Below are 26260 nucleotides of genomic sequence, written 5' to 3'. Positions count from 1 at the left end.
GCGCGGCGCTTTTTTCGTTGCTCTCGTGCTGCCCTTCGCCGCTTTCTTTCCTCCGGCTCGCCAGGCACAGCGCGTACGTTGCCACGTTGTCGTCCTAGCGGCGTCGGCCGTCGTCCACACCGGAGCACCCGGCCCCCTCTGCTATATTCTCTCCATCCTTTCCCTTATTTTTCACGACGCGTGGAACAACTTCCCTTATGGGCGCAGATCGGCGCCGTCCTTCTGCTGCTTGTCTGCTCCGCCTTCTTTTCCATTTCCGAGACAGCGATGATGGCGCTCAATCGTCATCGCCTCAAACATCTCGCCAGCAAGAACACGCTCGGCGCAAAGACGACTCAGGGCCTGCTCGCAAAAACCGATCAGCTGCTCGGCGTGATCCTCATCGGCAACAACCTGTTCAACACGATCATTCCGGTACTGACGACATCGCTCGCGCTGCATACGTTCGGCCGCAATAGCCTCGTGCTGTCGATCGCGACCGGTATCGTCGCGTTCCTCATTATCGTGTTCGCGGAGATCACACCGAAGATCGTCGGCGCGACGTTTCCCGAGAAAATCGCGCTACCCGCGAGCCTGCTGATCGCGCCGTTGATGCGCGTCGCGAGACCACTGATCTGGTTTGTCAACCTGTTCGCGACCGGCATCCTGCGCGTGCTGCACATCAACACGAAGGGCGCGCGCGACCAGCGGCTGTCCACCGAAGAACTGCGCACCATCGTGCTCGAGTCGGGAAGCTTCATGCCCACCAAGCACCGCAGCATCCTGCTGAACCTGTTCGACCTCGAAAACATCTCCGTCGATGACGTGATGATCCCGCGTCGCCGTATCGAGGCCCTCGACTTCGATGCCCCGTTCGAACAGATCCTGCATCAACTGGAGACCTGCTATCACAACAAGCTGATCGTCTACCAGGGCGACATCGACCGCGTGCTCGGTGTGCTGCACGTGCGCAAGACGCTGTCAGCGCTGCACAACCAGGAGCTCGAGCGCGATACCTTGCGCGAGCTGCTCGCCGAGCCGTACTTCGTGCCAAGCGGCACGCCGGTGTTCCAGCAGCTGCAATACTTTCAGGAGAGCCGGCAACGCATCGCGCTCGTCGTCAACGAATACGGCGAACTGCAAGGCCTCGTCACACCGGAAGACATCATCGAGGAACTGATCGGCGAATTCACCACGTCGATTCCGCGTAGCGCCAGCTCGCGCGGCGGCTGGAACGAGGCGGGCGAATGCATCGTCGCGGGAAGCATGCCGTTGCGCGAGCTGAACCGCTGGCTGCAACTGGGGCTACCCACCGATGGCCCCAAAACGCTGAACGGCCTGATTCTCGAAATCCTCGAAGACATCCCCGACGGCGACGTCTGCGTCCACATCGGAGACACCAAGCTCGAAGTGATGCGCAGCGACGATCAGGCGATCCGCACCGTCAAGCTTTTCAAACCGCCGTCGCGCACGAAGGCCGGTAAAGCACGGTCAGGGTGAACTTCGCGCCGCCGCACGCTGATTTACGGTCAGCATCGCACAGGCTCGCGAAACGCGCCATTAGCCGAATGGCCGAATGGCATTCGGACGCCCGCAACCGGAAGATGAAGCCGTCATGTTCTAAAGGCGGCTCATCACCGGTCTCTCATGCAAACACCTTTTGCCACCGCCGCGGCATTGCCGCGCCCACTCGCTATCGACGGCGAATCCAGCGCAACGAGTCTGAACGATCCCGACAACGCCCCAGCCGTGCGTCTGTTGACCGACACGTTGCACGAAGCGACGCGGCGCAATGCGTCGGATATCCACATCGAGCCGGCCGAGCATGGCTGGCGTGTGCGCCTGCGTATCGACGGCGTGCTGCATGAAATCCCGCGGCCGCCCGCCCATCTGCGCGACGCGTTCGTCACGCGTGTGAAAGTGCTCGCGCGCATGGACATCGCCGAGCGACGCGTGCCGCAGGACGGCCGGCTACGCCTCGCGACGTCGCCAGGGCGGCTCGAGGATTACCGCGTCAATTCGCTGCCGACACTGTTCGGCGAAAAGCTCGTGCTACGACGGCTCGACGCGTTGCCCGCCGATCTTTCGCTCGATTCGCTCGGCCTCGATCCGCAGCAGCGCGAAGCCGTCGACGCCGCGATCCGCGCGCCGCACGGTCTGATGCTCGTCACCGGACCGACGGGCAGCGGCAAGACACTATCGCTGTACTGCTTCCTGAACCTGCTGAACGGCGAGGCACGCAACCTCTGCTCGGTGGAAGACCCAGCCGAGATCCAGCTGGCCGGCATCAACCAGGTCAGCGTGCGCGAAAAAGCCGGACTGACTTTCGCGGTCGCGCTGCGGGCTTTTCTGCGTCAGGACCCGGACGTGATCATGGTCGGCGAAATCCGCGACAACGAAACCGCCGACGTTGCCGTGAAGGCCGCCCAAACCGGTCACCTCGTGCTGTCCACGCTGCATACGAACGACGCGCCCGCGGCCATCGCGCGGCTCATCGACATCGGTGTCGAGCCGTACAACCTTGCCGCCGCGCTGCGCATGGTGACCGCGCAGCGGCTGGTGCGGCGACTGTGCGTCGCATGCCGCGCGCCCGCGCCGCATTCGCCGGCGGCACTCCACGCCGCGGGCTTTGGCGAACATGACCTCGACGGCTGGCAACCGTATGCGGCGACCGGCTGCGCGGTTTGTCATGGCATCGGCTATCGGGGGCGCGTCGGCATTCATCAGGTGATGCCCGTCTCCGACGCGATGCGTGAGCAGATCGTCGCAAGCGCGGGCGCGCACGAGCTGGCGCGCCTCGCGCAGATGGAACAGGTCGCGACGTTACGCGACGCGGCGCTTGCGCGCGTGCGCGACGGCACCACGAGTCTCGCCGAAGCGCTCGCCGCCACGGAGGTCGCATGAGTACCGCCGCGCTGTCACCAACCCGGTCCGTCTCAGCCGACCTACGCTTCAGATGGCGCGGCGTCGACGCGGACGGCACGCGCCAGAGCGGCACGCTGATCGCGCCCGACGCGAGCGCCGCACGCACGATGCTCAAACGCGACAACCTCTTTATCGTCGAACTCGCAACGCAAGGGCCGGCGCCACGCCCGAAGACGAGCGCGGCCGCTGTCACGCTGTTCACGCGACAACTGTCCAGTCTGCTGCGTGCCGGTTTGGCGCTCGCGCCCGCGCTCGAACTACTCGCGCAGGCGTCGACGTCGGGTCAGCGGCAAGGCATGCCGCGCATCGTCGGCACTATCGCGCGCGACATCACCGCCGGCCTGCAGTTTTCGGCGGCCTTGCAGCGGCACCCGGCGCAGTTCAATGCGCTGTATTGCCAGCTCGTCGAGGTGGGCGAAGCGGCGGGCGCGCTCGTCACCGTGCTCGCCCGCCTCGCCGACGATCGCGAACGCGCCGCTGCGCAGCGCGCGAAGGTGCGCGCGGCTCTCACCTATCCAGCCGCGATCCTGCTGCTCGCGCTCGCGATAACTGCCGCATTGCTGGTGTGGGTCGTGCCGACGTTCAAGCAGATCTTCGATGGCTTCGGCGCGAAGCTGCCCGCGCCGACGCAGTTCGTGCTGGCGCTCTCGGCGGCCGCCGCGCGCTGGAGTGTGCCGCTGTTCATACTGATGCTCGCAATGAGCTCGGCCTTCACGCTCGTGCTGCGTCGTTCGGTAGGCGCGCGCATCCGCTTCGCGCGCCTGTCGCTCGACCTGCCGGTGGCCGGCCCGCTGCTGCGCACGCTGTGCGCGGCGCGCTGGAGTCGCGCGCTTGGCACCTTGCTGTCCGCCGGCACGCCGCTCGCCGACGCATTCGATTCGCTCACTCAGGCGACCGGCAATGCCTTCTTCGATCGCGCGACGGCAAGCATCGCCATCAGATTGCGGCGCGGCGAACGACTCGCCGCGGCTATGCTCGCGGCCCGCTGCTTTCCTCCCGAAGTCGTGCAGCCCGTTGCGGTCGCGGAGGAATCCGGCGCGCTCGACAGCATGCTGCTCGATGTCGCGTCGCTTGCGGATCGCCAGGTCGACGACAGGATCGGCACGCTATCGAGCCTGTGTGAACCGCTCGTGATCGTCGTGCTCGGCACACTGGTCGGCGGCCTCGTCATCGCGATGTATCTTCCCATTATTCAACTCGGCAACGTGGTGTAGCATCGCAGCCGAATCCACTTCGTCACCATGCAGGCTCCTCTTCCGCTCGTGTCACAAACTTTCTCCAGCCTGCTCGCGGGCTTACTGCCGGGCCGCTTTGCCAGCGATATCGGCCTCGCGCTCGCGAGCCTGCCCGCCGGCGTGCAGATCGCATTCGCGATCGTGCTTGGCCTCGTGATTGGCAGCTTCCTGAACGTGGTCGTGCATCGATTGCCGATCATGCTCGAGCGTGCATGGCGCGCCGAAATCAGCGAGACCACCGACGTGCCGCCGCCCGACCACGGACTGCCCGCGCGCTACAACCTGTGGGTGCCGCGCAGCGCGTGCCCGCATTGCGGCCATGTGCTGAGCGCGTGGGAAAACTTGCCGGTGCTGAGCTACCTGCTGTTACGCGGCCGTTGTTCCGCGTGCGGCACGCATATCAGCGCACGCTATCCGCTGCTCGAAATCGCGAGCGCCGCTTTCGCGGCAGGCGCACTGATAGCGTTCGGCCCGACGCTGACGGCACTCGCCGCGTTCGGCCTGTGCGCGACGTTGCTCGCGATGAGCGCGATCGACGTCGACACGCATTTGCTGCCCGACTCCTTGACGCTGCCGCTGTTGTGGGCCGGCCTGATCGTCAATTTCAACGGCATGTTCACGAATCTGCATGATGCGGTGCTCGGCGCTATCTTCGGATATCTGGCGTTGTGGGCCGTGCATTGGGCGTTCAAGCTCGTGCGTGGTATCGAAGGCATGGGCTATGGCGACTTCAAGCTGCTCGCCGCGCTCGGCGCGTGGCTCGGCTGGCCCGCGCTGCCGCAGATCGTGCTGGTCGCCGCGGTGGCCGGTGCCGTGATCGGCCTCGCGGCGACGTGGCGCGGCCGAATGCGCTTCGAGGAGCCGCTGCCGTTCGGGCCGTTTCTCGCGGCGGGCGGTGTGTTGACGCTGTTTGCCGGCACGCCGCTTTATCTGGCTCTGGGGGGCTGAACCATGTTCGTTGTGGGACTCACTGGCGGCATCGGCAGCGGCAAATCGACGGTGGCCGATCTGTTCGCCGCGCGCGGCGTGCCGCTCGTCGACACGGACGTGATCGCGCATCGCATCACCGCGCCGCATGGCCTCGCAATGCCGCACATCGCCGCCGCATTCGGCGCGCAATTCGTCGCCGCCGACGGCTCCCTCGATCGCGCGCGCATGCGCACGCTCGTGTTCAGCGACGAGACCGCGCGCAAACGTCTCGAAGGCATCACGCATCCGCTGATTCGCGCGGAAACCGAGCGCGAAGAGCGCGAAGCGAAAGGACCGTATGTGATCGTCGTGGTGCCGTTGCTGGTCGAGTCCGGGACCTGGAAGAACCGCGTGAATCGCGTGCTCACCGTCGATTGCAGCGTCGACACGCAGATCGCGCGTGTGGTGAGCCGCAACGGCTTCAGCCGTGAGCAGGTGCTCGCAATCATTGCGCGCCAGGCCACGCGCGAAGCGCGACTCGCCGCCGCCGACGACGTGATCGTCAATGACAATGCGCCGCTCGAAGAACTCGAGGCGCAGGTGGACGCTCACCATCAAGCCTATCTGTCGCTGGCGAAGGGCGATGCCGAGTTGTAGCGCGCGCAGACGCGTCGTCACCGGCACATTGAACTTTGCGCGCACCTGGCAGCCGAAGCGCTCATAACACCGGGAACTCACAAAAAAGTTGCGAAAGCGCGCAGAAAAAGTGCGTGATTGCCTGGGTAGTCCCACGGCATTAGAATGTTTTGCATTCCTGTCACCGACCACGCCCGAGGCGAGCCCGCTTGATCCTTTACGAGTACCCCTTCAATGAGCGAATCCGGACGCTGTTGCGGCTCGAAGATCTGTTCGAGCGCTTCACGTTCTTTCTGACTCAGGAAGACGCGCGGGAACATCACGTCGCACTGACAACGCTGTTCGAAATCTCCGAAGTGGCGGGCCGCGCGGATCTGAAATCGGATCTGATGAAAGAGCTCGAGCGGCAGCGGCAAACGCTCGCGCCATTTCGCGGCAATCCGGGCATCGAGCAGAACGCGCTCGAAGCGGTGCTCGGCGAAATCGAGCAGACGCTTGCGGGGCTCACGCAGATGCAAGGCAAGACCGGCCAGCATCTTGCAGACAACGAGTGGCTCGCGAGCATTCGCAGCCGCGCAATCATCCCCGGTGGTACCTGCAAATTCGACCTGCCCTCGTATTACGCGTGGCAACAGTTGCATCCTGATCAGCGTCGCCAGGACATCGCCAAGTGGGTGACACCGCTTTTGCCGCTGCGCGACGCGGCCACCATCGTGCTGCGGCTCGCGCGTGAGTCGGGCCAGGCGTCGAAGGTGATGGCGATGCAAGGCAGCTATCAGCAAATGCTGTCGGGCCGCTCGTATCAATTGATGCAGGTTCGCGTCGCTCCCGAATTGCGCGTGATTCCCGAAGCGAGCGCCAACAAGTATATGCTGTGGGTGCGCTTTACGGTGCAGGACGGCGATCTGCGGCCGCGCGCGGTCGACGTCGACGTGCCGTTCCAACTCACGCTCTGCAGCCTGTAATCGCCTGTCAATCACCGCCGCATTGAGCAGCGCACACCGGATTTGACCGAACGCGCCTTTGAACCGGCGCGAAATAGCCCTATATTCGTTACTTGTTCCGTTTGCGATTGACCGTCCGACCGTATGCCTACCGTCGTCAAATGTCCTACCTGCGGTAAAGATGTCCGCTGGACCTCCGAGAGCCGCTTCCGTCCGTTCTGCTCCGAGCGCTGCAAACAGACCGATCTGGGCGCATGGGCCGCCGAAAAATACAGGATTGGCGGCAACGAACAGGAAGGATCTTCGTCCGAAGAGGAAACGCCGCGCGGCGACTACAACCCGCACTGAGCGAGTCAGTAAAAAAGCCACGCGAACCGGCGCTGCCGATACAGCGCCCGCTACCGCGTGGCTTTTTCAGTCACTGCCTTCAATCAATCACTTCTTCTCAGCCGCGAGCCACTCCAGCACCGGGATCGTGGCCGGCAGCAACGGCGAGACATCCGCAGGCAAGCTCTGCCAGACGAAGGCCTGGCCTTCACGCCCGTGCGGCTCGCCCGACCACTGTGTCACCTTGCAGAAGAAGAGGCGCACATAGGCGTGCGGATAATCGTGTTCGAGCGTATGCCACAGATGGCTCGCCTCGACCTCGATTCCCAGCTCCTCGTGCAGTTCGCGCGCGAGCGCGGCCTCGACCGATTCGCCCGCTTCGAGCTTGCCGCCCGGAAACTCCCAGTAGCCCTCGTACGGCTTGCCCGTCGGACGCTGCGCGAGCAGATAGCGCCCATCCGGCTGCACCAGCACGCCAACCGCGACTTCGGTGACCGGACGGCCCGCGCCGTTGGCGCCGACGCTATGGCCGGCGCTTTTGTTAGCGTCGCTCATGCCGGCGTCTTACGGCCGGACCAGTCGCGCGCGAACTGCCATGCGACCCGTCCCGAGCGCGAGCCACGTTCGAGCGCCCACACGAGCGCATCGCCGCGCGCCGATTCGATCTCGGCGTCGTCGCAACCGAAATGGCGCAGCCAGTGCGCGATGATCGTCAGGTAGTCGTCCTGCTTGAACGGATAGAAGCTGACCCACAGCCCGAAACGCTCGGACAGCGAAATCTTCTCTTCGACCAGTTCACCCGGATGAATCTCGCCGTCCGAAGTGTGCTTGTACGTCTCGTTGTCGCTCATGTACTCGGGCAGCAGATGGCGGCGGTTCGACGTCGCATAGATCAGTACGTTGTCGGACTGCGCGGCCACCGAGCCGTCGAGCGCGACCTTCAGCGCCTTGTAGCCCGACTCGCCTTCTTCGAACGACAGGTCGTCGCAGAACACGACGAAGCGCTCCGGCCGCTTCGCGATCAGATCGACGATGTCGCCGAGGTCGTGCAGATCGTCCTTGTCCACTTCGATCAGGCGCAGGCCGTCTTTCGCATACGCGTTCAGGCACGCCTTGATCAGCGACGACTTGCCGGTACCGCGCGCGCCCGTCAGCAGCACGTTGTTGGCCGGCTGACCGCGCACGAACTGGCGCGTGTTCTGTTCGATCAACCCCTTCTGGCGATCGATGTTCTGCAAGTCGTCGAGCGTGATCGGCGAAATGGCATGCACCGGCTGCAAGTAGCCGCGACCCTGGCGCTTGCGCCAGCGGAAAGCGACCGCGGCCGACCAGTCGATGTCCGGCGCGGCGGGCGGAAGCATCGCTTCCAGGCGGCCGAGCACGGCTTCGGCCCGGTTCAGAAACTGTTCGAGTTTGTCCATGGTGAGTAGGCGGCCCGTGGCCGCGCTTTGAAGCTGATTACGAGCGGTAGTCGGCGTTGATGCTCACGTAGTCGTGCGACAGATCGCAGGTCCAGATCGTGGCTTGCGCATTACCGCGGCCGAGCACGACGCGAATGCCGATCTCGCTTTTTTTCATCACGCGCTGGCCGTCTTCTTCGCGGTAGGCCGGGTTGCGTCCGCCGGCAGTCGCGACCAGCACGTCGTCCAGATACAGATCGATCTTGCCGACGTCGAGATCGTCAACGCCGGCATAGCCGATGGCCGCGAGAATACGGCCGAGGTTCGGGTCCGATGCATAGAAGGCCGTCTTGACAAGCGGCGAGTGGCCGATCGCGTAGGCGATCTGGCGGCATTCGCCGACGCTCGAGCCGCCTTCGACATGCACGGTCATGAATTTGGTCGCGCCCTCGCCGTCGCGCACGATCAGTTGCGCGAGGTTCTGCGCGACCTCGGTCACCGCGTCGCGCAGCGCTGCATAAGCGGGCGAATCGGTGGACGTGATCGCGGGCAGGCTCGATTTGCCCGACGCGATCAGGATGAACGAATCGTTGGTCGACGTATCGCCATCGATCGTGATGCAGTTGAACGAGCGATCCGCGACGTGCTTCACGAGCTCGTCGAGGACCGGCTGCGCGACGGCTGCGTCGAACGCGAGGAAGCCGAGCATGGTCGCCATGTTCGGCTTGATCATGCCGGCGCCCTTGCTGATGCCGGTCAGCGTGACCGTGTGACCGTCGATCGTGACCTGGCGCGAGCTCGCCTTCGGCAGCGTGTCGGTCGTCATGATCGACTGCGCCGCGTCGTACCAGTTCGCTTCCTTGCGGTTCGCTAGCGCGGCCGGCAAGCCCGCCTTCAGACGATCGACCGGCAGCGGTTCGAGAATCACGCCCGTCGAGAACGGCAGCACCTGCTCGGGCACGATGTCGGCGAGACGCGCGAGTTCCGCGCAGGTTTCGCGCGTCGCGGCGAGGCCCGGCTCACCGGTGCCCGCGTTCGCGTTGCCGGTGTTGATCACCAGCGCGCGAATCGGCTTGCCGCCCGCGCGCACGCGCTGCAGGTTCTCGCGACAGACCGTGACGGGCGCCGCGCAGAAGCGGTTCTGCGTGAACACGCCGCCTACCGTCGCGCCTTCGTCGACGGAAATGACGAGCACGTCCTTGCGGTTCGGTTTGCGGATATTCGCTTCCGCCCAGCCTAGCGTGACGCCGGCGACGGGGTGGAGTTGAGCGGGATCGATCGAGGGAAAGTTGACAGCCATGGTCGCGACCTGTCGAAGAAAATGCCGGCGGACGCCGGCATCTGGGAAACGGAACTGATGACCAGGGTGTGTTGCCGGGTCATCCGCGAAATCAGAACGGCCAAACGGCGCTTAAAAACGACACGGCGCGCCCGGAAGCGCGCCGCATCGCCATCAGGCGATCTTGCCGTGGCACTGCTTGTACTTCTTGCCGCTGCCGCACGGGCACGGGTCGTTGCGGCCGACCTTCGGCACGTTGTCGGCATTCATGTGCACGGCCGCCTGCGGCGCTGCGCCGTGGCCGTGGCTCATCGCGTCGCCGATCATCGCGGCGGTGGCCGCTTCGGCCGCGACCGGCGCGGCGGCGCCGGCTTCCGCGAACTCGGCATGACGGAACTCGACGTTCTCCAGATGACCGCCCTGCTCTTCCATCTGCTCCGCGGCCGCTTCGAGCTGCTCCGGCGACTGGATCTGCACGTTCATCACGATGCGCGTGACTTCGAGCTTCACGGCGTCGAGCATCGCGGCGAACAGTTCGAACGCCTCGCGCTTGTATTCCTGCTTCGGGTTCTTCTGCGCATAGCCGCGCAGATGGATGCCCTGACGCAGATGATCGAGCGCGGCCAGATGCTCGCGCCACGCGCGGTCGAGCGTCTGCAGCATGATCGAGCGCTCGAACGCGCTGAACGATTCGCGGCCGACCAGCTGGACCTTCGCCTCGTACCCTTCGTCCGCGGCGGCCTCGACCGCTTCGAGAATCTCTTCCGCGCTGATCGAGTTCGACTCGTTGATCATTTCCTGAATCGCGAGGTCGAGCTGCCATTCGTTGCGCAGCACTTCCTCGAGCTCGGGCACGTCCCACTGCTCTTCGATGCTGCCCACCGGCACGAACTGATGCACGATGTCGCCGACCACGCCGTGACGCATCGCGCTGATGGTCTCGGTGATGTCGTTCGCTTCGAGCAGTTCGTTGCGCTGCTGGTAGATCACCTTGCGCTGGTCGTTCGATACGTCGTCGTATTCGAGCAATTGCTTACGAATATCGAAGTTGCGCGCCTCGACCTTGCGTTGCGCCGATTCAATCGAGCGCGACACGATGCCTGCTTCGATCGCCTCGCCTTCCGGCATCTTCAGGCGGTCCATGATCGCGCGCACGCGGTCGCCCGCGAAAATGCGCAGCAGCGGATCTTCCAGCGACAGATAGAAGCGCGACGAACCCGGGTCGCCCTGACGGCCCGCACGGCCGCGCAGCTGGTTGTCGATCCGGCGCGACTCGTGACGTTCGGTGCCGATGATGTGCAGACCGCCCGCGGCCTTCACCTGGTCGTGCAGCGTCTGCCATTCGTCGTGCAGCTTCTGGATGCGGCGCTGCTTTTCGTCGGCGGCGAGCGTTTCGTCCTGCTCGATGAACGACGCCTGCTTCTCCGCGTTGCCGCCGAGCACGATGTCCGTACCACGGCCGGCCATGTTGGTCGCGATCGTGACGCGCTGCGGACGGCCCGCTTCGGCGACGATCTCCGCTTCGCGCGCGTGCTGCTTCGCGTTCAGCACTTCGTGCGGCAAGCTGACCTGCTTCAGCAGATGCGACAGCAGCTCCGAGTTCTCGATCGACGTCGTGCCAACCAGCACCGGCTGACCTCGTTCGAAGCACTCGCGAATGTCGCGGATCACCGCGTCGTAGCGTTCCTTCGCGGTCTTGTAGATCTGATCCTGCTTGTCGATCCGCTTCGGCGGACGGTTGGTCGGGATCACGACCGTTTCGAGACCGTAGATCTCGTTGAATTCGTACGCTTCGGTGTCGGCCGTGCCGGTCATGCCGGCCAGCTTCGCGTACATGCGGAAGTAGTTCTGGAACGTGATCGATGCGAGCGTCTGGTTCTCGCTCTGGATCTTCACGTGTTCCTTCGCCTCGACCGCCTGGTGCAGACCGTCAGACCAGCGGCGGCCGGCCATCAGACGGCCGGTAAATTCGTCGACGATGATCACTTCGCCGTTCTGCACGACGTAGTGCTGATCCTTGAAGAACAGCGTGTGCGCGCGCAACGCCGCGTACACGTGGTGCATCAGCGTGATGTTCTGCGGCGCGTACAGGCTTTCGCCGTCGCCGATCAGGCCCCACTCGGAGAGCAGGCGCTCGGCCTTTTCGTGGCCCGACTCGGTCAGGAAGACCTGACGGCCTTTTTCGTCCAGCGTGTAGTCGCCCGGCTTCTCGACGCCGGTGCCGTCCGCCTTCTCTTCGCCGATCTGGCGCTCGAGCAGCGGCGGCAACGCGTTCATGCGCACGTAGAGTTCGGTGTGATCTTCGGCCTGGCCGGAGATGATCAGCGGCGTACGCGCTTCGTCGATCAGGATCGAGTCCACCTCGTCGACGACCGCGAAGTTCAGGCTACGCTGCACGCGCGCGTCGGTCTCGTAGACCATGTTGTCGCGCAGGTAGTCGAAGCCGAATTCGTTGTTGGTGCCGTAGGTGATGTCGGCGGCGTAGGCTTGCTGCTTCGCCGTGTGCTCCATCTGCGACAGGTTGATACCGACCGACAGACCGAGGAAGTTGTAGAGACGCGCCATCCATTCGGCGTCGCGCGCTGCGCGAGGTAGTCGTTGACCGTGACCACGTGGACGCCGCGGCCCGACAGCGCGTTCAGGTACACCGGCAGCGTCGCGACGAGCGTCTTGCCCTCGCCGGTGCGCATTTCGCTGATCTTGCCGTAGTGCAGCGCCATACCGCCGATCAGCTGCACGTCGAAGTGGCGCATCTTCAGCACCCGCTTGCTGGCCTCGCGGCAGACCGCGAACGCTTCCGGCAGGATCTTGTCGAGCGATTCGCCGCTCGCGACGCGCTGGCGGAATTCACCCGTTTTGGCGCGCAGTTGGTCATCCGTCAATTGCTCGATCTGCGGCTCGAGCGCATTGATCGCCGCGACGGTCTTTTGATATTGCTTGACTAGCCGCTGATTACGGCTGCCAAAAATCTTCTGTAGAAAACCGGTGGTCATCGGATCGGTGTCTGCGTCGCGGCTTCGGCTGGCTCGCGGTATGCACTATGCGCATACCGCGCCTGGGTCGGAAAGTCCTCGGCGGCTTAGTCCAAGTGTGAATTCGAATCGGGCATTTTAGCACGCGCCTCCGGCCGCGCTCGTGTCGCAGGCGTGACGGCGCCGGCCTCCGCCAGCCCCGCCCGGCAACCTCCGGCGCGGCGCGGACCGACTTCGCAAGCTGCCCGCGCGGTACAATCGCGGCGTGAGCGCGCATGGGGCGAGCTCACGTCGTCAATCCCAAACATGAGCCGTTTTTCGTCCTTTTCAAGGCCGCCGAAGCAGTTCGATCGGCGCCGTCCGCAACCGCTTGCCGAGGTACTCGGCCGCACGGACGCGTTCGCTGCGCTGCGCGCAGGCGTCGAGCAGATCGCCGCGCTCGAGAAGGATCTGCGCGAGCTGCTGCCCGATTATCTGGCGACGAGCGTCGAGCCTGGCTTCATCAAGGAGGGCGTGCTGGCCCTGTTCGCCGCGCACAACGCGCTCGCGGCGCGTCTGCGGCATCTGGAGCCGCGGCTGCTGGCGGATTTGCAGCAGCGCGGCTGGCCCGTGCAGGCGCTGAAGATTCGCGTGCGGCCGCAGCCGCTGAAAGAACCGCCGCCCGTAAAACAAGCGCGCATGACGCCGGCGGGCGCCGCCGCACTGCAGGCGTTGAGCGAATCGCTTGAGCCTTCGCCGTTGCAGGAGGCGCTCGCGCGCATGGCCGCGCGGCATCGGCGCAATCGCTGAACGCTCGACGAAAAAAAACGGCCCCGAGGGGCCGTTTTTCATTCGCTTGCCCGTTACGCTGGCTTTATGCGAACGCAGTCTGCGTCTCGTACGCGAAGCCGCGTGGGGCCTTCTGCGTGTCGTCGAAAGTGACGATTTCGTACGAGTCTTCGTGCGCGAGCAGCTCACGCAGCAACGCGTTGTTCAGACCGTGGCCCGACTTGTACGCGGTGTACGACGCGAGCAGCGGGTGGCCGACCACGTACAGGTCGCCGATGGCGTCGAGCATTTTGTGCTTGACGAACTCGTCGTCGTAACGCAAGCCGTCGTTGTTCAGGATGCGATACTCGTCGAGCACAATCGCGTTGTCCATGCTGCCGCCGCGCGCGAGGCCAAGCTCACGCATCATTTCCACTTCGTGCGCGAAGCCGAACGTGCGGGCACGCGCGATTTCGCGCACGTACGACGTGTTGGCGAAATCCACTTCCAACGCCTGACCGGTTTTGTCCACGGCCGGGTGACGGAAGTCGATCGTGAATTTGAGCTTGAAACCGAAGTACGGATCGAGGCGCGCGAACTTGTCGCCGTCACGGATTTCGACCGGCTTCGTGACCTTGATGAATTTCTTCGGCGCGTTCTGCTCTTCGATACCCGCCGACTGGATCAGGAACACGAACGAACCCGCACTGCCATCCATGATCGGGATTTCCTCGGCGGTGACGTCGACGTAAAGATTGTCGATGCCAAGACCGGCGCAGGCGGACATCAGATGCTCAATGGTCGACACGCGCGCGCCGTCTTTCTGCAACACGGAAGCCAGACGCGTATCGCCAATCGCCAGCGCCGACGCAGGAATGTCCACCGGCGTGGGCAAATCCACGCGCGAAAAAACGATGCCAGTGCCCGGCGCCGCCGGGCGGAGCGTCAGATTGACTTTACGGCCGGAGTGCAGCCCGATGCCGACAGTCTTGACGATCGATTTAATTGTGCGCTGCTTCAACATGGTGGCATTCTGTTCGATTGAAAATCCTAATCAGGATTTTTTATTTCATAGCGCGAATTATACTCCAATCCCCAGACCAGCGTCTTTGCGGGGAACGTGACAATCTGTTTCGCTGCATTACCCACCGGGCTCCCCGACGGAAAGCGTGACGGGCCGATGCCCCGGAACGGAGGCGTTTCCGGTCATCGGCCCGCGTAACGGCCTGTCACAAAAGCGTCGTAATCACCGTTGCCGTAACGCCACGCGGCATAAGCGCAGGGTCGCGGCGAAGGTGCGACGTCAGCAACTAGCTCAACGTGGCGAGAATACTCGCTGCATCGCTGACTTCGAATTTGCCGGCAGCCTCGACATTCAGCGTCTTGACCACGCCGTCGTCGATCACCATCGCGTAGCGCAGGGAACGGATCCCCATGCCGCGCGCCGACAGATCCTGCTCCAGACCAAGCGCCCGTGTGAAAGCCGCACTACCGTCCGCCATCATGCGCACCTTGCCCGAGGTGTGCTGATCGCGTCCCCACGCGCCCATGACGAACGCGTCGTTGACGGACACGCACCAGATTTCGTCGATGCCGGCAGCGCGCAACTGCTCGGCATGCTCGACATAGCCCGGTACATGTTTGGCCGAACAGGTCGGCGTGAACGCGCCGGGCAATCCGAAGATCACCACGCGCTTGCCCGCCGTCTGCTCGTGCACGTCGAAACTGTTCGGTCCGATCGTGCAGCCCGCCCGGTCGTCTTCGACGTACTCGAAGAGCGTCGCGTCGGGCAACTTTTCACCTTCCTTGATCATGCTCAGTCCTTTGCATCGATGCGAAGCACGCTCGCACGTCCTCGTGTCGCAGTGAATTTCGGTTCGGCCCATTCAACTATAAGCCAACGCCGTTCGGCGGCAGCCACTTCGTCCGCTTCGCGAATCCGCAGAGGGCAGTTGCCCCTGCCGCGAATCAGACGATAAGCGACCTGCTTGCCGTTCACCCGCCACGCTCGTGCGTTCGTCCGCCAGCGCTGCATCTGCGACCTTACTCGCAACGCGGCAACGAAGCCTGCCCGTGCGCTCAGTCCGCCTGCTTGCGCAGGAATGCCGGAATGTCGTACGTATCGACGCCCTTTTCCTGCAGCGCCTGCACGTGCGAGGCCGCCGTGTCGCGCGAGGTGCGCCACACGGCCGGCGTATCGAGCGCGCCGTAGTCGGCCGTGCTGGCGTGGCCTGCCGCCGGTGCGTACGCCGCATGCGTCATCGCGCCGATCGGCTGGTTGTCGGTGCCGGTGCGCAGCAGCGTCATCGGTGCAGATTGCTGCTTCTTCGCCGCGCGGCCGAGGCCCGTCGCGACGACCGTCACGCGCAGCGCGTCGCCCATCGCGTCGTCGTACACGGCGCCGAAGATCACCGTGGCATCTTCCGCGGCATAGCTCTTGATCGTGTTCATCACTTCGCGCGTTTCCGACAGACGCAGCGAACGGCTCGACGTGATGTTGACCAGCACGCCACGCGCGCCCGACAGATCGACGCCTTCCAGCAGCGGGCTCGCGACGGCCTGTTCGGCCGCAAGACGCGCGCGATCGACGCCGGCAACCGTCGCCGTGCCCATCATCGCCTTGCCCTGCTCGCCCATCACGGTCTTCACGTCTTCGAAGTCGACGTTGACGAGACCGTCGACGTTGATGATTTCCGCAATGCCCGCGACCGCGTTGTTCAGAACGTCGTCAGCGCACTGGAAGCACTTGTCCATCTCGGCGTCGTCGCCCATCACCTCGAACAGCTTGTCGTTCAGCACGACGATCAGCGAGTCGACGTGATCCTCCAGTTGCTGCGAACCGGCTTCCGCCACGCGCATACGCTTGCCGCCTTCGAATTCGAACGGCTTGCTGACGACGCCAACGGTCAAAATACCCATTTCCTTCGCGATCTGCGCGACGACCGGTGCCGCGCCCGTGCCGGTACCGCCACCCATGCCGGCGGTGATGAACACCATGTGCGCGCCGCGCAGTGCGTCGGCGATACGCTCGCGTGCTTCTTCAGCGGCGGCGTGCCCCATTTCCGGCTTGGCGCCCGCGCCCAGACCCGTGTTGCCGAGCTGGATCACCGCGGTGGCGCGCGAACGCGACAGCGCCTGCGCGTCCGTGTTCATCACGATGAAGTCGACGCCTTGCACGCCTTTGTTGATCATGTGCTGAACGGCATTGCCGCCAGCGCCACCGACTCCGACGACCTTGATGATCGTGCCGCTCGTTTCGGTTTCCAGCATCTGGAATTCCATGTTGCCTCCGTCAAGATAAAAAGTTACCGCCACTCGGCGTTATCCGGCAGGAGATCGGGCAACCCCCTGTCGCGCGCCGGCCGCCGGCACCAGCGCGAATTTCTCGAAACCCGTGGTCAGAAGTTGCCGAGGAACCAGTCCTTCATGCGCGAGAACACCTGTCCCATCGACCCCGACTGCACCGCAACCTTGCGCCCGCGCATGCGCTGCGAGCGTCCTTCGACGAGCAGACCCATCGCCGTCGAATAGCGCGGATTGCGCACGACGTCGGCGAGACCGCCCGCATACTCCGGCACGCCGATGCGCACCGGTTTCAGGAAAATGTCCTCACCGAGCTCGACCATGCCGATCATCATCGACGCGCCGCCCGTCAGCACGACGCCCGAGCTCAGCAGTTCCTCATAACCCGACTCGCGCACCACCTGCTGCACGAGCGAAAACAGTTCTTCGACGCGCGGCTCGATCACGGCCGCCAATGCCTGGCGCGACAGCGTGCGCGGACCGCGCTCGCCGAGACCCGGCACTTCGATCATCTCGTCCGGATCGGCGAGCGCCTGCTTGGCGATGCCGTAGTCGACCTTGATGTCCTCGGCATCCGGCGTCGGCGTGCGCAGCGCCATCGCGATGTCGCTCGTGATCTGGTCGCCGGCGATCGGAATCACGGCCGTGTGGCGAATCGCGCCTTCGCTGAAGATCGCGATGTCCGTCGTGCCGCCGCCGATGTCGACCAGCACCACGCCCAGTTCCTTTTCGTCTTCCGTCAGCACTGCGAGCGACGACGCGAGCGGCTGCAGAATCAGGTCGTTCACTTCGAGGCCGCAGCGACGCACGCACTTGACGATGTTCTGCGCCGCGCTCACGGCACCGGTCACGATATGCACCTTCACTTCGAGGCGGATGCCGCTCATGCCGATCGGCTCGCGCACGTCTTCCTGACCGTCGATGATGAATTCCTGCGTGAGGATATGCAGCACCTGCTGGTCGGTCGGAATGTTGATCGCCTTCGCGGTTTCGATTACGCGCGCGACGTCGGCCTGCGTGACTTCCTTCTCCTTGATCGCGACCATGCCGCTCGAATTGAAGCTGCGGATATGGCTGCCGGCGATCCCGGTGAACACGTTCGTGATCTTGCAGTCGGCCATCAGCTCGGCTTCCTCGAGCGCGCGCTGAATCGACTGCACGGTGGCTTCGATATTCACCACCACGCCCTTCTTGAGCCCCTTCGATTCGCTCTGGCCGAGACCGATCACCTCGTAGTGACCCTCGCCCTTCAACTCGGCGACGATGGCCACTACCTTCGACGTTCCGATGTCGAGGGCGACCAGCAGATCTTTATAGTCTTTACTCATAGCGTGCTCAGTGCGTGTGATGTCCGTTTACTTCTTGCCCTTGTCGGGTTCGCTGATGAAGCGCATGCCAGTGGCACGAATCGCGAAACCGTTCGGATAGCGCAAGTCCGCATTCTCGATATCCTTTCCCCAACGTTGCGTCACCGCGCTCCATGCCGCGGTCAGGCGCTTGCTGCGATCGGCCAGCGTGTCCTGATTGCGTTCGCGGCCCAACTCCACCTGCGTGCCGTTCGACAGCTTCACCGTCCACGCGTAGCGCGGCGACAGCGTCACTTCCTCGGGCGTCTCGTGGATCGCCGCGAACCACTTCTGGAAGTCGTGATAACGCGCGACGACTTCCTTCGCCGTACCGTCCGGGCCGTCGAACGCCGGCAGGTCTCCGTCGAGCTCGCCCTGATTCGCGGTGAACAGCTCGCCGTCGACGCTCACCAGCTGATCGCTGCCCCACGTCCCAAGCGGCTTGTACTCCTCGAGCGTGACAGCCAGTGCATTCGGCCACACGCGCCGTACGCTCGCGTGACGCACCCACGGCATCTGCTCGAACGCCTGCCGTGCGGCGTCGAGATCGACCGTGAAGAAGTTGCCCTTCAGTCGCCCCACCACGCCGGCGCGTACCGTCGGCGAATTGATGTGCTCGGTATCGCCGTCGATCTGGATCTCGCGCAGCGCGAAATTCGGGCGCTGGATCAGCCAGTAACCGCCCGCCGCCAGCAGCACGAGCACCAGCAACGCGTGCAGCGCGTTGGTGGCGAGATTGAGCTGGCGAACGTTGTTCCACATGGTGTCGCTTGCGGTTGCCTTGGTTAATCCTGCAGCGTCAGCGCCAACACGCCGACCACCAGTTCCTGATAGCTGATGCCGACCGCGCGCGCCGCTTTCGGCGGCAGCGAGTGATCGGTCATGCCGGGCGCCGTATTCACTTCGAGGAAGTACGGCTTGCCTTCGCCGTCGAGCATGAAGTCCGCGCGGCCCCAGTCGGTGCAGCCGAGCACATCGAACGCGCGGCGCGCGAGCACCTTCAGGCGCGCTTCCTCTTCGGCGCCGAGACCGCACGGAATCAGATACTGCGTGTCGTTGGCGACGTACTTCGCGTGGTAGTCGTAGAACTCGCCGGCCGGCACGATGCGGATCACCGGCAGGTCCAGATTGCCGGCGATGCACGCGGTGTATTCGCCGCCGCCTTCGATGCTCTTCTCGACCACGACGATACGGTCGTGCTTCACGGCTTCGATCAACGCGGCCGGCAGCGCATCCGCGCGCTTCACCTTGATCACGGCGACACTCGAACCTTCGCTCGCCGGCTTCACGAACAGCGGCAGACCGAGCTTCGCGACGATCTCCTTGGCGCGCGCTTCGTAGTCGTCACCGCGCAGCACCGCTTCGAACGGCGGAGTCGGAATGCCGAGCTGCTGCCACACGAGCTTGGTGCGGAACTTGTCGAGACCGAGCGCCGAGCCGAGCACGCCGCTACCGGTGTAACGGATGCCATAGAAATCCAGCGCGCCCTGGATCTGGCCGTTCTCGCCGTAGCCGCCATGCAGCGCGTTGAACGCGCGCACGAAGCCTTCATCCTTCAACGCGGACAGCGGACGCTCGGCCGGATCGAACGGATGCGCGTCGACGCCCGCGTCACGCAGGCCTTGCAACACCAGGCGCCCGGAATTGAGCGACACCTCGCGCTCGGCGGAATTACCGCCGAGCAGCACTGCCACCTTGCCGAATTGTTTAGGGTCGATACTGCTCATCTCACACCTTCTGTTCCTGAGCGAGTCGAACCGGCACACCGCCGATCGAACCCGCGCCCATCGTAATCACCACATCGCCGTCGCGCACCACCGTGGACAGCGCGTCCGGCACTTCATCCACCGTATCGACAAACACCGGCTCGACCTTGCCCGCGACGCGCAGCGCGCGCGCCAATGCGCGGCCGTCGGCGGCGACGATCGGCGCTTCGCCGGCCGCATAGACTTCGGTCAGCACGAGCGCGTCGACGGTCGACAGCACTTTCACGAAATCCTCGAAGCAATCACGCGTGCGCGTGAAGCGGTGCGGCTGGAACGCCAGCACCAGACGCCGGCCCGGAAATGCGCCGCGCGCCGCCGCCAACGTGGCGGCCATTTCGACCGGGTGGTGACCGTAGTCGTCCACCAGCGTGTAGGAGCCCGCGGCCTGGCCGTCGCTGAGAACCGGCACTTCGCCATAGCGTTGGAAGCGTCGGCCGACGCCGTTGAAATCCGCGAGCGCTCGCTGGATATCGGCATCTTTCACTTCGAGTTCAGTCGCAATTGCAATTGCGGCCAACGCGTTCTGCACGTTGTGCTCGCCCGGCAGGTTCAACGTGACGTCGAGCGGCGCCGCGTCTTCGCGCATCACGGTGAAATGCATGCGGCCTTCGCGAGCTTCGACGTTGACCGCGCGCACCTGCGCATCGGCCGCGAAACCGTAGCGGATGATCGGCTTCGACACGAACGGCAGGATCTCCTTCACGTTCGGATCGTCGACGCACAGCACCGCGATGCCGTAGAACGGCAAACGGTGCGTGAATTCGATGAAGGCCTGCTTCAGACGCGCGAAGTCGTGACCATAGGTGTCCATATGATCGGCGTCGATGTTCGTGATGACCTCGATCACCGGGAACAGGTTCAGGAACGACGCGTCCGATTCGTCCGCCTCGGCGACGATGAAGTCGCCGGTGCCGAGGCGCGCATTCGCGCCCGCGCTGATCAGCCGGCCGCCGATCACGAAGGTCGGATCGAGCCCGCCCGCGGCGAGCACGCTCGCGACCAGCGACGTGGTCGTGGTCTTGCCGTGCGTGCCGGCAATCGCGATGCCCTGCTTCAGACGCATCAACTCCGCGAGCATCACCGCGCGCGGCACGATCGGAATGCGGCGATGACGCGCGGCCAGCACTTCCGGGTTGTCGCTGCGCACCGCGGTCGACACCACCACCGCGTTCGCGCCTTCGATGTTCTGCGCCGCGTGCCCGATCGAAATGCGCGCGCCGAGCCCGGCGAGGCGCTCGGTGACCGCGTTGCCCGACAGGTCCGAGCCGCTCACCTGATAGCCGAGATTGACGAGCACTTCGGCGATGCCGCTCATGCCCACGCCGCCGATGCCGACGAAATGAATGTGTTTGACGATGTGTTTCATTGCTTTCCTTCCGGGCTCACGCCCGCCATCGAACCCGCAGCCGCCACGGTCGCGCAGATCTGCGCGACCTGTTCGGTGGCATCCGGTTTCGCGAGCGAGCGCGAACGCTCCGCCATTTCCGCGAGACTTTCCCGCGTCTGGCTGCGCAACCAGTCGGCGAGCTTTTCCGCCGACAGATCGCGTTGTTGCACGACCAGCGCCGCGCCGTTGCTGGCGAGGAACGCTGCATTAGTGGTCTGGTGATCGTCGACCGCGTACGGGAACGGCACGAACAGCGCCGCGACGCCGACCGCCGAGATCTCCGACACGGTCATCGCGCCCGAGCGGCAGATCACCAGATCGGCTGCTTCGTAAGCGCTCGTCATGTCGTCGATGAACGGCACGAGCGAGACGTCCGCACCAGCCTGCAAACCAGCCGCCGCGTAGTTCTCGCGCAGCGCGTCGATATGCTTCGCGCCCGCCTGATGCACGATGCGCGGTCTCTCGTTGGAGCCAAGCAGCGCGAGCGCGCGCGGCACGACTTCGTTCAACGCCGCGGCGCCGAGACTGCCGCCCACGACGAGCATGTTCAGCGGACCATTACGCTGCGCGTAGCGTGCTTTGGGTGGATTCGCCCGCGCAAGTTCCTCGCGAATCGGATTACCGGTCCATTCGCTGTGCGGCAGCGCATCCGGAAATGCGACCAGCACGCGCTTCGCGAGCTTCGCGAGCACCTTGTTCGCGAGACCCGCGATCGAATTCTGTTCGTGCAGCACGAGCGGCCGGCCGCTCAGCGCGGTCATCAGACCGGCCGGGAACGTGATGTAGCCGCCCATGCCGAGCACGACGTCGGGCTTCACGCGACGCAGCACGCTCAAACTCTGCGTGCACGCGCGCAGCAGATTCACCGGCAGCATCAGCTTGGTCTTCAGGCCTTTGCCGCGCACGCCGCCGAAGCGCAGGTACTCCATTGGAATGCCGTGCTTCGGTACCAGCGTCGCTTCCATGCCCGCGGGGTTGCCGAGCCACACGACTTTCCAGCCCCACGCCTGCATCAGATGGGCGACCGCGAGCCCCGGGAACACGTGTCCCCCGGTGCCGCCGGCCATCACCATCAGCGTGCGTTGTGGCAGAGCCGTCATACCTTGCCCCCGCGCATCAACACACGATTTTCATAGTCGACCCGCATCAGCACCGCGATCGCCACGCAGTTCAACAAAATGCCCGAGCCGCCGTAACTGACGAGCGGCAACGTCAGGCCCTTGGTCGGCAGTAGGCCGAGGTTCACGCCCATGTTGATGAAGGTCTGCGCGCCGAACCATATGCCGACGCCCTTCGCGACCAGACCCGCGAACGTGCGATCGAGCGCGAGCGCCTGGCGGCCGATCTCGAACGAACGGCGCACGATCCAGTAGAACATCAGGATCACGACGAGCACACCGACGAAACCGAGCTCCTCGCCGATCACCGCGAGAATGAAGTCGGTATGCGCTTCCGGCAGATAGTTGAGCTTCTCGACGCTGCCGCCGAGACCGACGCCGAACCACTCGCCGCGCCCGAACGCGATCAGCGAGTGCGTCAGCTGATACGCCTTGCCCTGCGCGTTAGCGATCGTCCCACGGATCGAGGTAGGCGAAGATCCGCTCACGACGCCACGGCGACGCCCACACCAGCAACGTGAACGTGCCCACCGCGGTCGCGACGAGGCCGCCAAACAGCTTGCCGTTCACACCGCCGAGGAACAGCACGCCCATCGCGATCGCCGCGATCACCATGAACGCGCCCATGTCCGGCTCGAGCAGCAGCAGCATGCCGACGAGACCGACCGCGACGGCCATCGGCAGAAAGCCCTTGGCGAAGCTGTGCATGTATTCCTGCTTGCGCACCGTGTAGTTCGCCGCGTAGATCGTCACCGCGAGCTTCATGATTTCCGACGGCTGCATGTTCGTGATGCCGAGCGGAATCCAGCGGCGCGCGCCGTTCACGCCCTTGCCGATGTGCGGGATCAGCACGATCACGAGCGCGACGAGCGAGATCAGGAAGAGCTTCGGTGCGTACTTGTCCCACGTCGAAATCGGAATGCGGAACGACGCGACGCCGACCGCCGCGCCCATCAGCACGAAGATGAGCTGGCGCACGAGGAACGCCCAATCGCGATACGACGCGTACTTCGGCGAATCGGGCATCGCGATCGACGCCGAGTACACCATCACGACGCCGAGCCCGAGCAGCGCGACGACGACCCACAGCAGCGAGTGGTCGTAGTCGAGCATGCGCGAGCGCAGCGGCCGCACGCCGTTGACCGCGCTCGCGAGACCGCTGCCGCCCGTGCGGGTGGACGTGCGCGCCGCGGCGCCGTTGCCGCCGGAGGGTTCGCGCGAGCCGAAACGTTCCGACCAGCTCATATCATCGTCCCCCGTTCGGCCGCGATATCTTCGACCGTGCTGCGGAATACCGCCGCGCGGTGTGCGTAACCCTTGAACATGTCGAAGCTCGCGCACGCGGGCGACAGCAGCACCGCGTCGCCGGGCTGCGCGAGCGCGGTGGCCGCGCGCGTCGCGTCTTCAAGAGTCGCGTGATCGGTCATCGCGACGCCGCAATGTTCGAGCGCCGCGCGAATCTGTGGCGCGTCGCGGCCGATCAGCATCACCGCGCGGCACCAGCGCATCACCGGTGCGGCGAGCGGCTCGAACTCCTGACCCTTGCCGTCGCCGCCGGCGATCAGCACGACGCGCTGCGCGAGACCGTCGAGCGCGGCGACCGTCGCGCCGACGTTGGTGCCCTTGCTGTCGTCCACATAGTCGATGCCGTCGATCGACGCGATCAGTTCCACGCGATGCGGCTCGCCGCGATATTCGCGCAGGCCGTGCAAAAGCGGCGCGCCGGGCAGGCCGATCGCGCGTGCGAGCGCGTACGCGGCCAACGCGTTGGCGGCGTTGTGCAGGCCACGGATGCGCAGTGCGTCGGCGGGCATCAGACGCTTCGACGCGATGTCGGGCGTTGCGGCTGCTTCGTTCTTGCGACGGCGCTTCGGCGTCGGCGCCCCGAAGGAAGTCCCCTTGGGGGACTCGTCGCTCGCGTCGCGATCTTGCGCTTCGACGAGCCACACCATGCCGTTGTCGCGCAGGAGGCCATAGTCACCGTCGTTCTTCGGCTCGGTCACGCCGAACGTGACGACCTCCGCGTCGCCACTGGCGGGCGCGAGCGCCATCACGCGTGCGTCGTCGCGGTTCAGCACGCGCACCGTCCGTGTACCGAAGATGCGGCCCTTCGCGGCCGCGTACGCATCGAGTCCGCCGTGCCAGTCCAGATGATCCTGCGTGATGTTGAGCACGGCGGCCGCGTCCGGCGTAAACGTATGCGAGGTCTCTAGCTGGAAGCTCGACAGTTCGAGCACCCACACGTCGGGCAGCGCGGTCTGGTCGATCGCTTCGGAGAGCTTGTCGAGCAGCGACGGGCTGATGTTGCCCGCCACCGCGACCTTCTTGCCTGCGCGTTCGCACAGCAAGCCGGCGAGACTCGTCGTCGTGGTCTTGCCGTTCGTGCCGGTGATCGCGATCACCTTCGGCGCGTAGCCGGACTCGCCGAGCGTGCGCAGCGCCTGCGAGAACAGTTCGAGTTCGCCCCACACCGGGATGCCCTGCTCGCGCGCCGCCGTGACCAGCGGCAGCAGATCGGCGGCCAGCGGCGACAGTCCCGGGCTGATCGCGACCAGCTCGACGCCTTCGAGCAGCACCGGCGAAAACGGACCGCCGACGAAATCGGCATCGACGCCATGCGCTTCGAGCGCGGACAGATTCGGCGGCACTTCGCGCGTATCGGCCACGCGCAGCCGACAGCCGTGCCTGGCGCACCAGCGCGCCATCGCGAGACCGGATTCACCCAGTCCCAGCACGAGCACCATCGGCTTTTGCCGATCCCGAAACTTCTCGCCGAACATCGCCTGCTTCCTTAAATACTGCTGCTTAACGCAATTTGAGCGTGGACAAACCGAACAGGCACAACATCAACGTGATGATCCAGAAACGCACGACCACCTGCGTTTCCTTCCAGCCCGACAATTCGAAATGGTGATGCAGCGGTGCCATCTTGAAGAGCCGCCGCCCTTCGCCGTAACGGCGCTTCGTGTATTTGAACCACGTGACCTGCAGCATCACCGACAGCGTTTCCGCGACGAAAATGCCGCCCATGATGAACAGCACGATTTCCTGACGCACGATCACCGCAACGGTGCCGAGCGCGCCGCCGAGGGCCAGCGCGCCGACGTCGCCCATGAACATCTGCGCCGGGTGCGTGTTGAACCAAAGGAACGCGAGACCCGCGCCGCCCATCGCCGAACAGAAGATCAGCAATTCGCCCGCGCCGGGAATGTGCGGAAACAGCAGGTACTTCGAGTAGACCGAACTGCCCATCACGTACGCGAACACGCCGAGCGACGCGCCGACCAGCACGACCGGCATGATCACGAGGCCATCGAGGCCGTCGGTCAGGTTCACCGCGTTGCTCGCGCCGACGATCACCAGATACGTGAGCACGATGAAGCCCCACACGCCGAGCGGATAGGTCATCGACTTGAAGAACGGCAACAGCAGGTCGGCGCGCGCGGGCAGGCCCATCGACAGGCCGCTGCGCACCCACGCCATGAACAGGTCGAACACGCGCACGTTGCTCGCCTCGGACACGCTGAACGCGAGATAAACCGCCGCGAACAAGCCGATCACCGATTGCCAGAAATACTTCTCGCGCGACGACATGCCCCGCGGGTCCTTGTGGACGACCTTGCGGTAATCGTCGACCCAGCCGATCACGCCGAAGCCGAACGTGACGAGCATCACGATCCAGATGAAGCGGTTGGTCAGATCGGCCCACAGCAGCGTGGCCACGGCAATGCCGAGCAGGATCAGCACGCCGCCCATCGTCGGCGTGCCCGATTTGACGAGGTGAGTTTGGGGGCCGTCCTTGCGAACGGCCTGGCCTACCTTCATCGCGGTCAGCTTGCGAATGACCGCCGGGCCGCAAACGAGCCCGATCAACAACGCGGTGATGGTCGCCATCACCGCGCGAAACGTCAGATAACTGAACACGCGCAAGAAGCTTGCGTCATTCTGCAGCCATTGCGCCAGCGCCAGTAGCATGCCTGGATCCTT

The 26260-nt window shown here is 64.6% G+C and carries 21 protein-coding genes and 2 pseudogenes; 8 read left to right on the top strand and 15 right to left on the bottom strand.

The features are described 5' to 3' along the window. Positions 1-180 precede the first annotated feature (180 nt). The 7 genes from OKW39_RS14460 (at position 181) to OKW39_RS14430 (ending at position 6976) form a co-directional block, all read left to right on the top strand. Complete coding sequence (locus OKW39_RS14460) at positions 181-1479, top strand: HlyC/CorC family transporter (RefSeq protein ID WP_090801938.1); 1299 nt, start codon at positions 181-183, stop codon at positions 1477-1479. A 147-nt stretch (positions 1480-1626) separates the two neighbouring features. After that, positions 1627-2883 (top strand): GspE/PulE family protein, encoded by a 1257-nt coding sequence (locus tag OKW39_RS14455; protein ID WP_429562917.1) that lies wholly within the window; start codon positions 1627-1629, stop codon positions 2881-2883. Next, positions 2880-4118 carry a type II secretion system F family protein gene (locus OKW39_RS14450; protein WP_429562916.1) on the top strand — a complete coding sequence of 413 codons (1239 nt, stop codon included), beginning with the start codon at positions 2880-2882 and terminating at the stop codon, positions 4116-4118. The genes OKW39_RS14455 and OKW39_RS14450 overlap by 4 nt, the downstream gene beginning before the upstream one ends. Positions 4119-4145: 27 nt before the next feature. Beyond that, complete coding sequence (locus tag OKW39_RS14445; protein ID WP_429562915.1) at positions 4146-5087, top strand: prepilin peptidase; 942 nt, start codon at positions 4146-4148, stop codon at positions 5085-5087. Positions 5088-5090: 3 nt separating this feature from the next. Next, complete coding sequence (gene coaE / locus OKW39_RS14440; RefSeq protein WP_429335348.1) at positions 5091-5705, top strand: dephospho-CoA kinase; 615 nt, start codon at positions 5091-5093, stop codon at positions 5703-5705. 188 nt (positions 5706-5893) lie between these two features. Further along, positions 5894-6649, top strand: a complete 756-nt coding sequence (gene zapD / locus OKW39_RS14435; RefSeq protein WP_008921182.1) for a cell division protein ZapD — start codon at positions 5894-5896, stop codon at positions 6647-6649. Positions 6650-6772: 123 nt separating this feature from the next. Further along, positions 6773-6976, top strand: a complete 204-nt coding sequence (locus OKW39_RS14430) for a DNA gyrase inhibitor YacG (protein WP_084754177.1) — start codon at positions 6773-6775, stop codon at positions 6974-6976. A gap of 87 nt (positions 6977-7063) precedes the next feature. On the opposite strand, the gene OKW39_RS14425 is transcribed toward OKW39_RS14430, so the two are convergent. From OKW39_RS14425 to secA, 4 genes and pseudogenes are all read right to left on the bottom strand, one after another. Continuing rightward, complete coding sequence (locus OKW39_RS14425; protein ID WP_187610011.1) at positions 7064-7510, bottom strand: NUDIX domain-containing protein; 447 nt, start codon at positions 7508-7510, stop codon at positions 7064-7066. Further along, positions 7507-8376 (bottom strand): ATP-binding protein, encoded by an 870-nt coding sequence (locus tag OKW39_RS14420; protein ID WP_090801949.1) that lies wholly within the window; start codon positions 8374-8376, stop codon positions 7507-7509. Before OKW39_RS14420 ends, OKW39_RS14425 begins: the two co-directional genes overlap by 4 nt. 37 nt (positions 8377-8413) lie before the next feature. Then, positions 8414-9655 carry a bifunctional glutamate N-acetyltransferase/amino-acid acetyltransferase ArgJ gene (argJ, locus tag OKW39_RS14415; RefSeq protein WP_090801950.1) on the bottom strand — a complete coding sequence of 414 codons (1242 nt, stop codon included), beginning with the start codon at positions 9653-9655 and terminating at the stop codon, positions 8414-8416. Positions 9656-9808: 153 nt separating this feature from the next. Further along, positions 9809-12627, bottom strand: a pseudogene (gene secA, locus OKW39_RS14410) (preprotein translocase subunit SecA). A gap of 285 nt (positions 12628-12912) precedes the next feature. Here secA and OKW39_RS14405 point away from each other — a divergent pair. Next, complete coding sequence (locus OKW39_RS14405; protein WP_090801953.1) at positions 12913-13395, top strand: DciA family protein; 483 nt, start codon at positions 12913-12915, stop codon at positions 13393-13395. Positions 13396-13459: 64 nt separating this feature from the next. On the opposite strand, the gene lpxC is transcribed toward OKW39_RS14405, so the two are convergent. The 11 genes and pseudogenes from lpxC to mraY form a co-directional block, all read right to left on the bottom strand. Next, a complete protein-coding gene (gene lpxC / locus OKW39_RS14400; protein ID WP_090801955.1) occupies positions 13460-14377 on the bottom strand; it encodes a UDP-3-O-acyl-N-acetylglucosamine deacetylase in 918 nt (305 codons plus the stop codon). A gap of 286 nt (positions 14378-14663) precedes the next feature. Beyond that, on the bottom strand, positions 14664-15167 hold the full coding sequence (locus tag OKW39_RS14395; RefSeq protein ID WP_090801956.1) for a peroxiredoxin: 504 nt from the start codon (positions 15165-15167) through the stop codon (positions 14664-14666). Positions 15168-15432: 265 nt separating this feature from the next. Beyond that, positions 15433-16635 carry a cell division protein FtsZ gene (gene ftsZ / locus OKW39_RS14390; protein WP_090801959.1) on the bottom strand — a complete coding sequence of 401 codons (1203 nt, stop codon included), beginning with the start codon at positions 16633-16635 and terminating at the stop codon, positions 15433-15435. A 116-nt stretch (positions 16636-16751) separates the two neighbouring features. Further along, on the bottom strand, positions 16752-17984 hold the full coding sequence (ftsA, locus tag OKW39_RS14385; protein ID WP_008921172.1) for a cell division protein FtsA: 1233 nt from the start codon (positions 17982-17984) through the stop codon (positions 16752-16754). A 27-nt stretch (positions 17985-18011) separates the two neighbouring features. After that, the gene (locus OKW39_RS14380; protein ID WP_429562914.1) at positions 18012-18764 is read right to left on the bottom strand and encodes a cell division protein FtsQ/DivIB; all 753 of its coding nucleotides are present in this window, start codon (positions 18762-18764) and stop codon (positions 18012-18014) included. 23 nt (positions 18765-18787) lie between these two features. Beyond that, entirely contained in the window at positions 18788-19729 is a 942-nt protein-coding gene (locus OKW39_RS14375) for a D-alanine--D-alanine ligase (protein ID WP_429335350.1), read from the bottom strand. Between the two features lies 1 nt (position 19730). After that, the gene (gene murC / locus OKW39_RS14370; protein ID WP_184022865.1) at positions 19731-21134 is read right to left on the bottom strand and encodes a UDP-N-acetylmuramate--L-alanine ligase; all 1404 of its coding nucleotides are present in this window, start codon (positions 21132-21134) and stop codon (positions 19731-19733) included. Further along, the gene (gene murG / locus OKW39_RS14365) at positions 21131-22255 is read right to left on the bottom strand and encodes an undecaprenyldiphospho-muramoylpentapeptide beta-N-acetylglucosaminyltransferase (protein ID WP_429562913.1); all 1125 of its coding nucleotides are present in this window, start codon (positions 22253-22255) and stop codon (positions 21131-21133) included. The genes murC and murG overlap by 4 nt, the downstream gene beginning before the upstream one ends. Continuing rightward, positions 22252-23518 (bottom strand): annotated as a pseudogene (ftsW, locus tag OKW39_RS14360) (putative lipid II flippase FtsW). The gene murG and the pseudogene ftsW overlap by 4 nt, the downstream one beginning before the upstream one ends. Continuing rightward, positions 23515-25053, bottom strand: coding sequence for a UDP-N-acetylmuramoyl-L-alanine--D-glutamate ligase (gene murD, locus OKW39_RS14355; RefSeq protein ID WP_429562912.1), 1539 nt, complete (start codon positions 25051-25053; stop codon positions 23515-23517). The pseudogene ftsW and the gene murD overlap by 4 nt, the downstream one beginning before the upstream one ends. Before the next feature lie 25 nt (positions 25054-25078). Beyond that, positions 25079-26248, bottom strand: coding sequence for a phospho-N-acetylmuramoyl-pentapeptide-transferase (gene mraY, locus OKW39_RS14350; RefSeq protein WP_090801969.1), 1170 nt, complete (start codon positions 26246-26248; stop codon positions 25079-25081). Between the last annotated feature and the right edge of the window lie 12 nt (positions 26249-26260).

The sequence above is a fragment of the Paraburkholderia sp. MM6662-R1 genome (genome assembly GCF_050436245.1).
Lineage (GTDB): Bacteria > Pseudomonadota > Gammaproteobacteria > Burkholderiales > Burkholderiaceae > Paraburkholderia > Paraburkholderia tuberum.
This window is presented reverse-complemented; position numbering and strand designations above follow the sequence as displayed.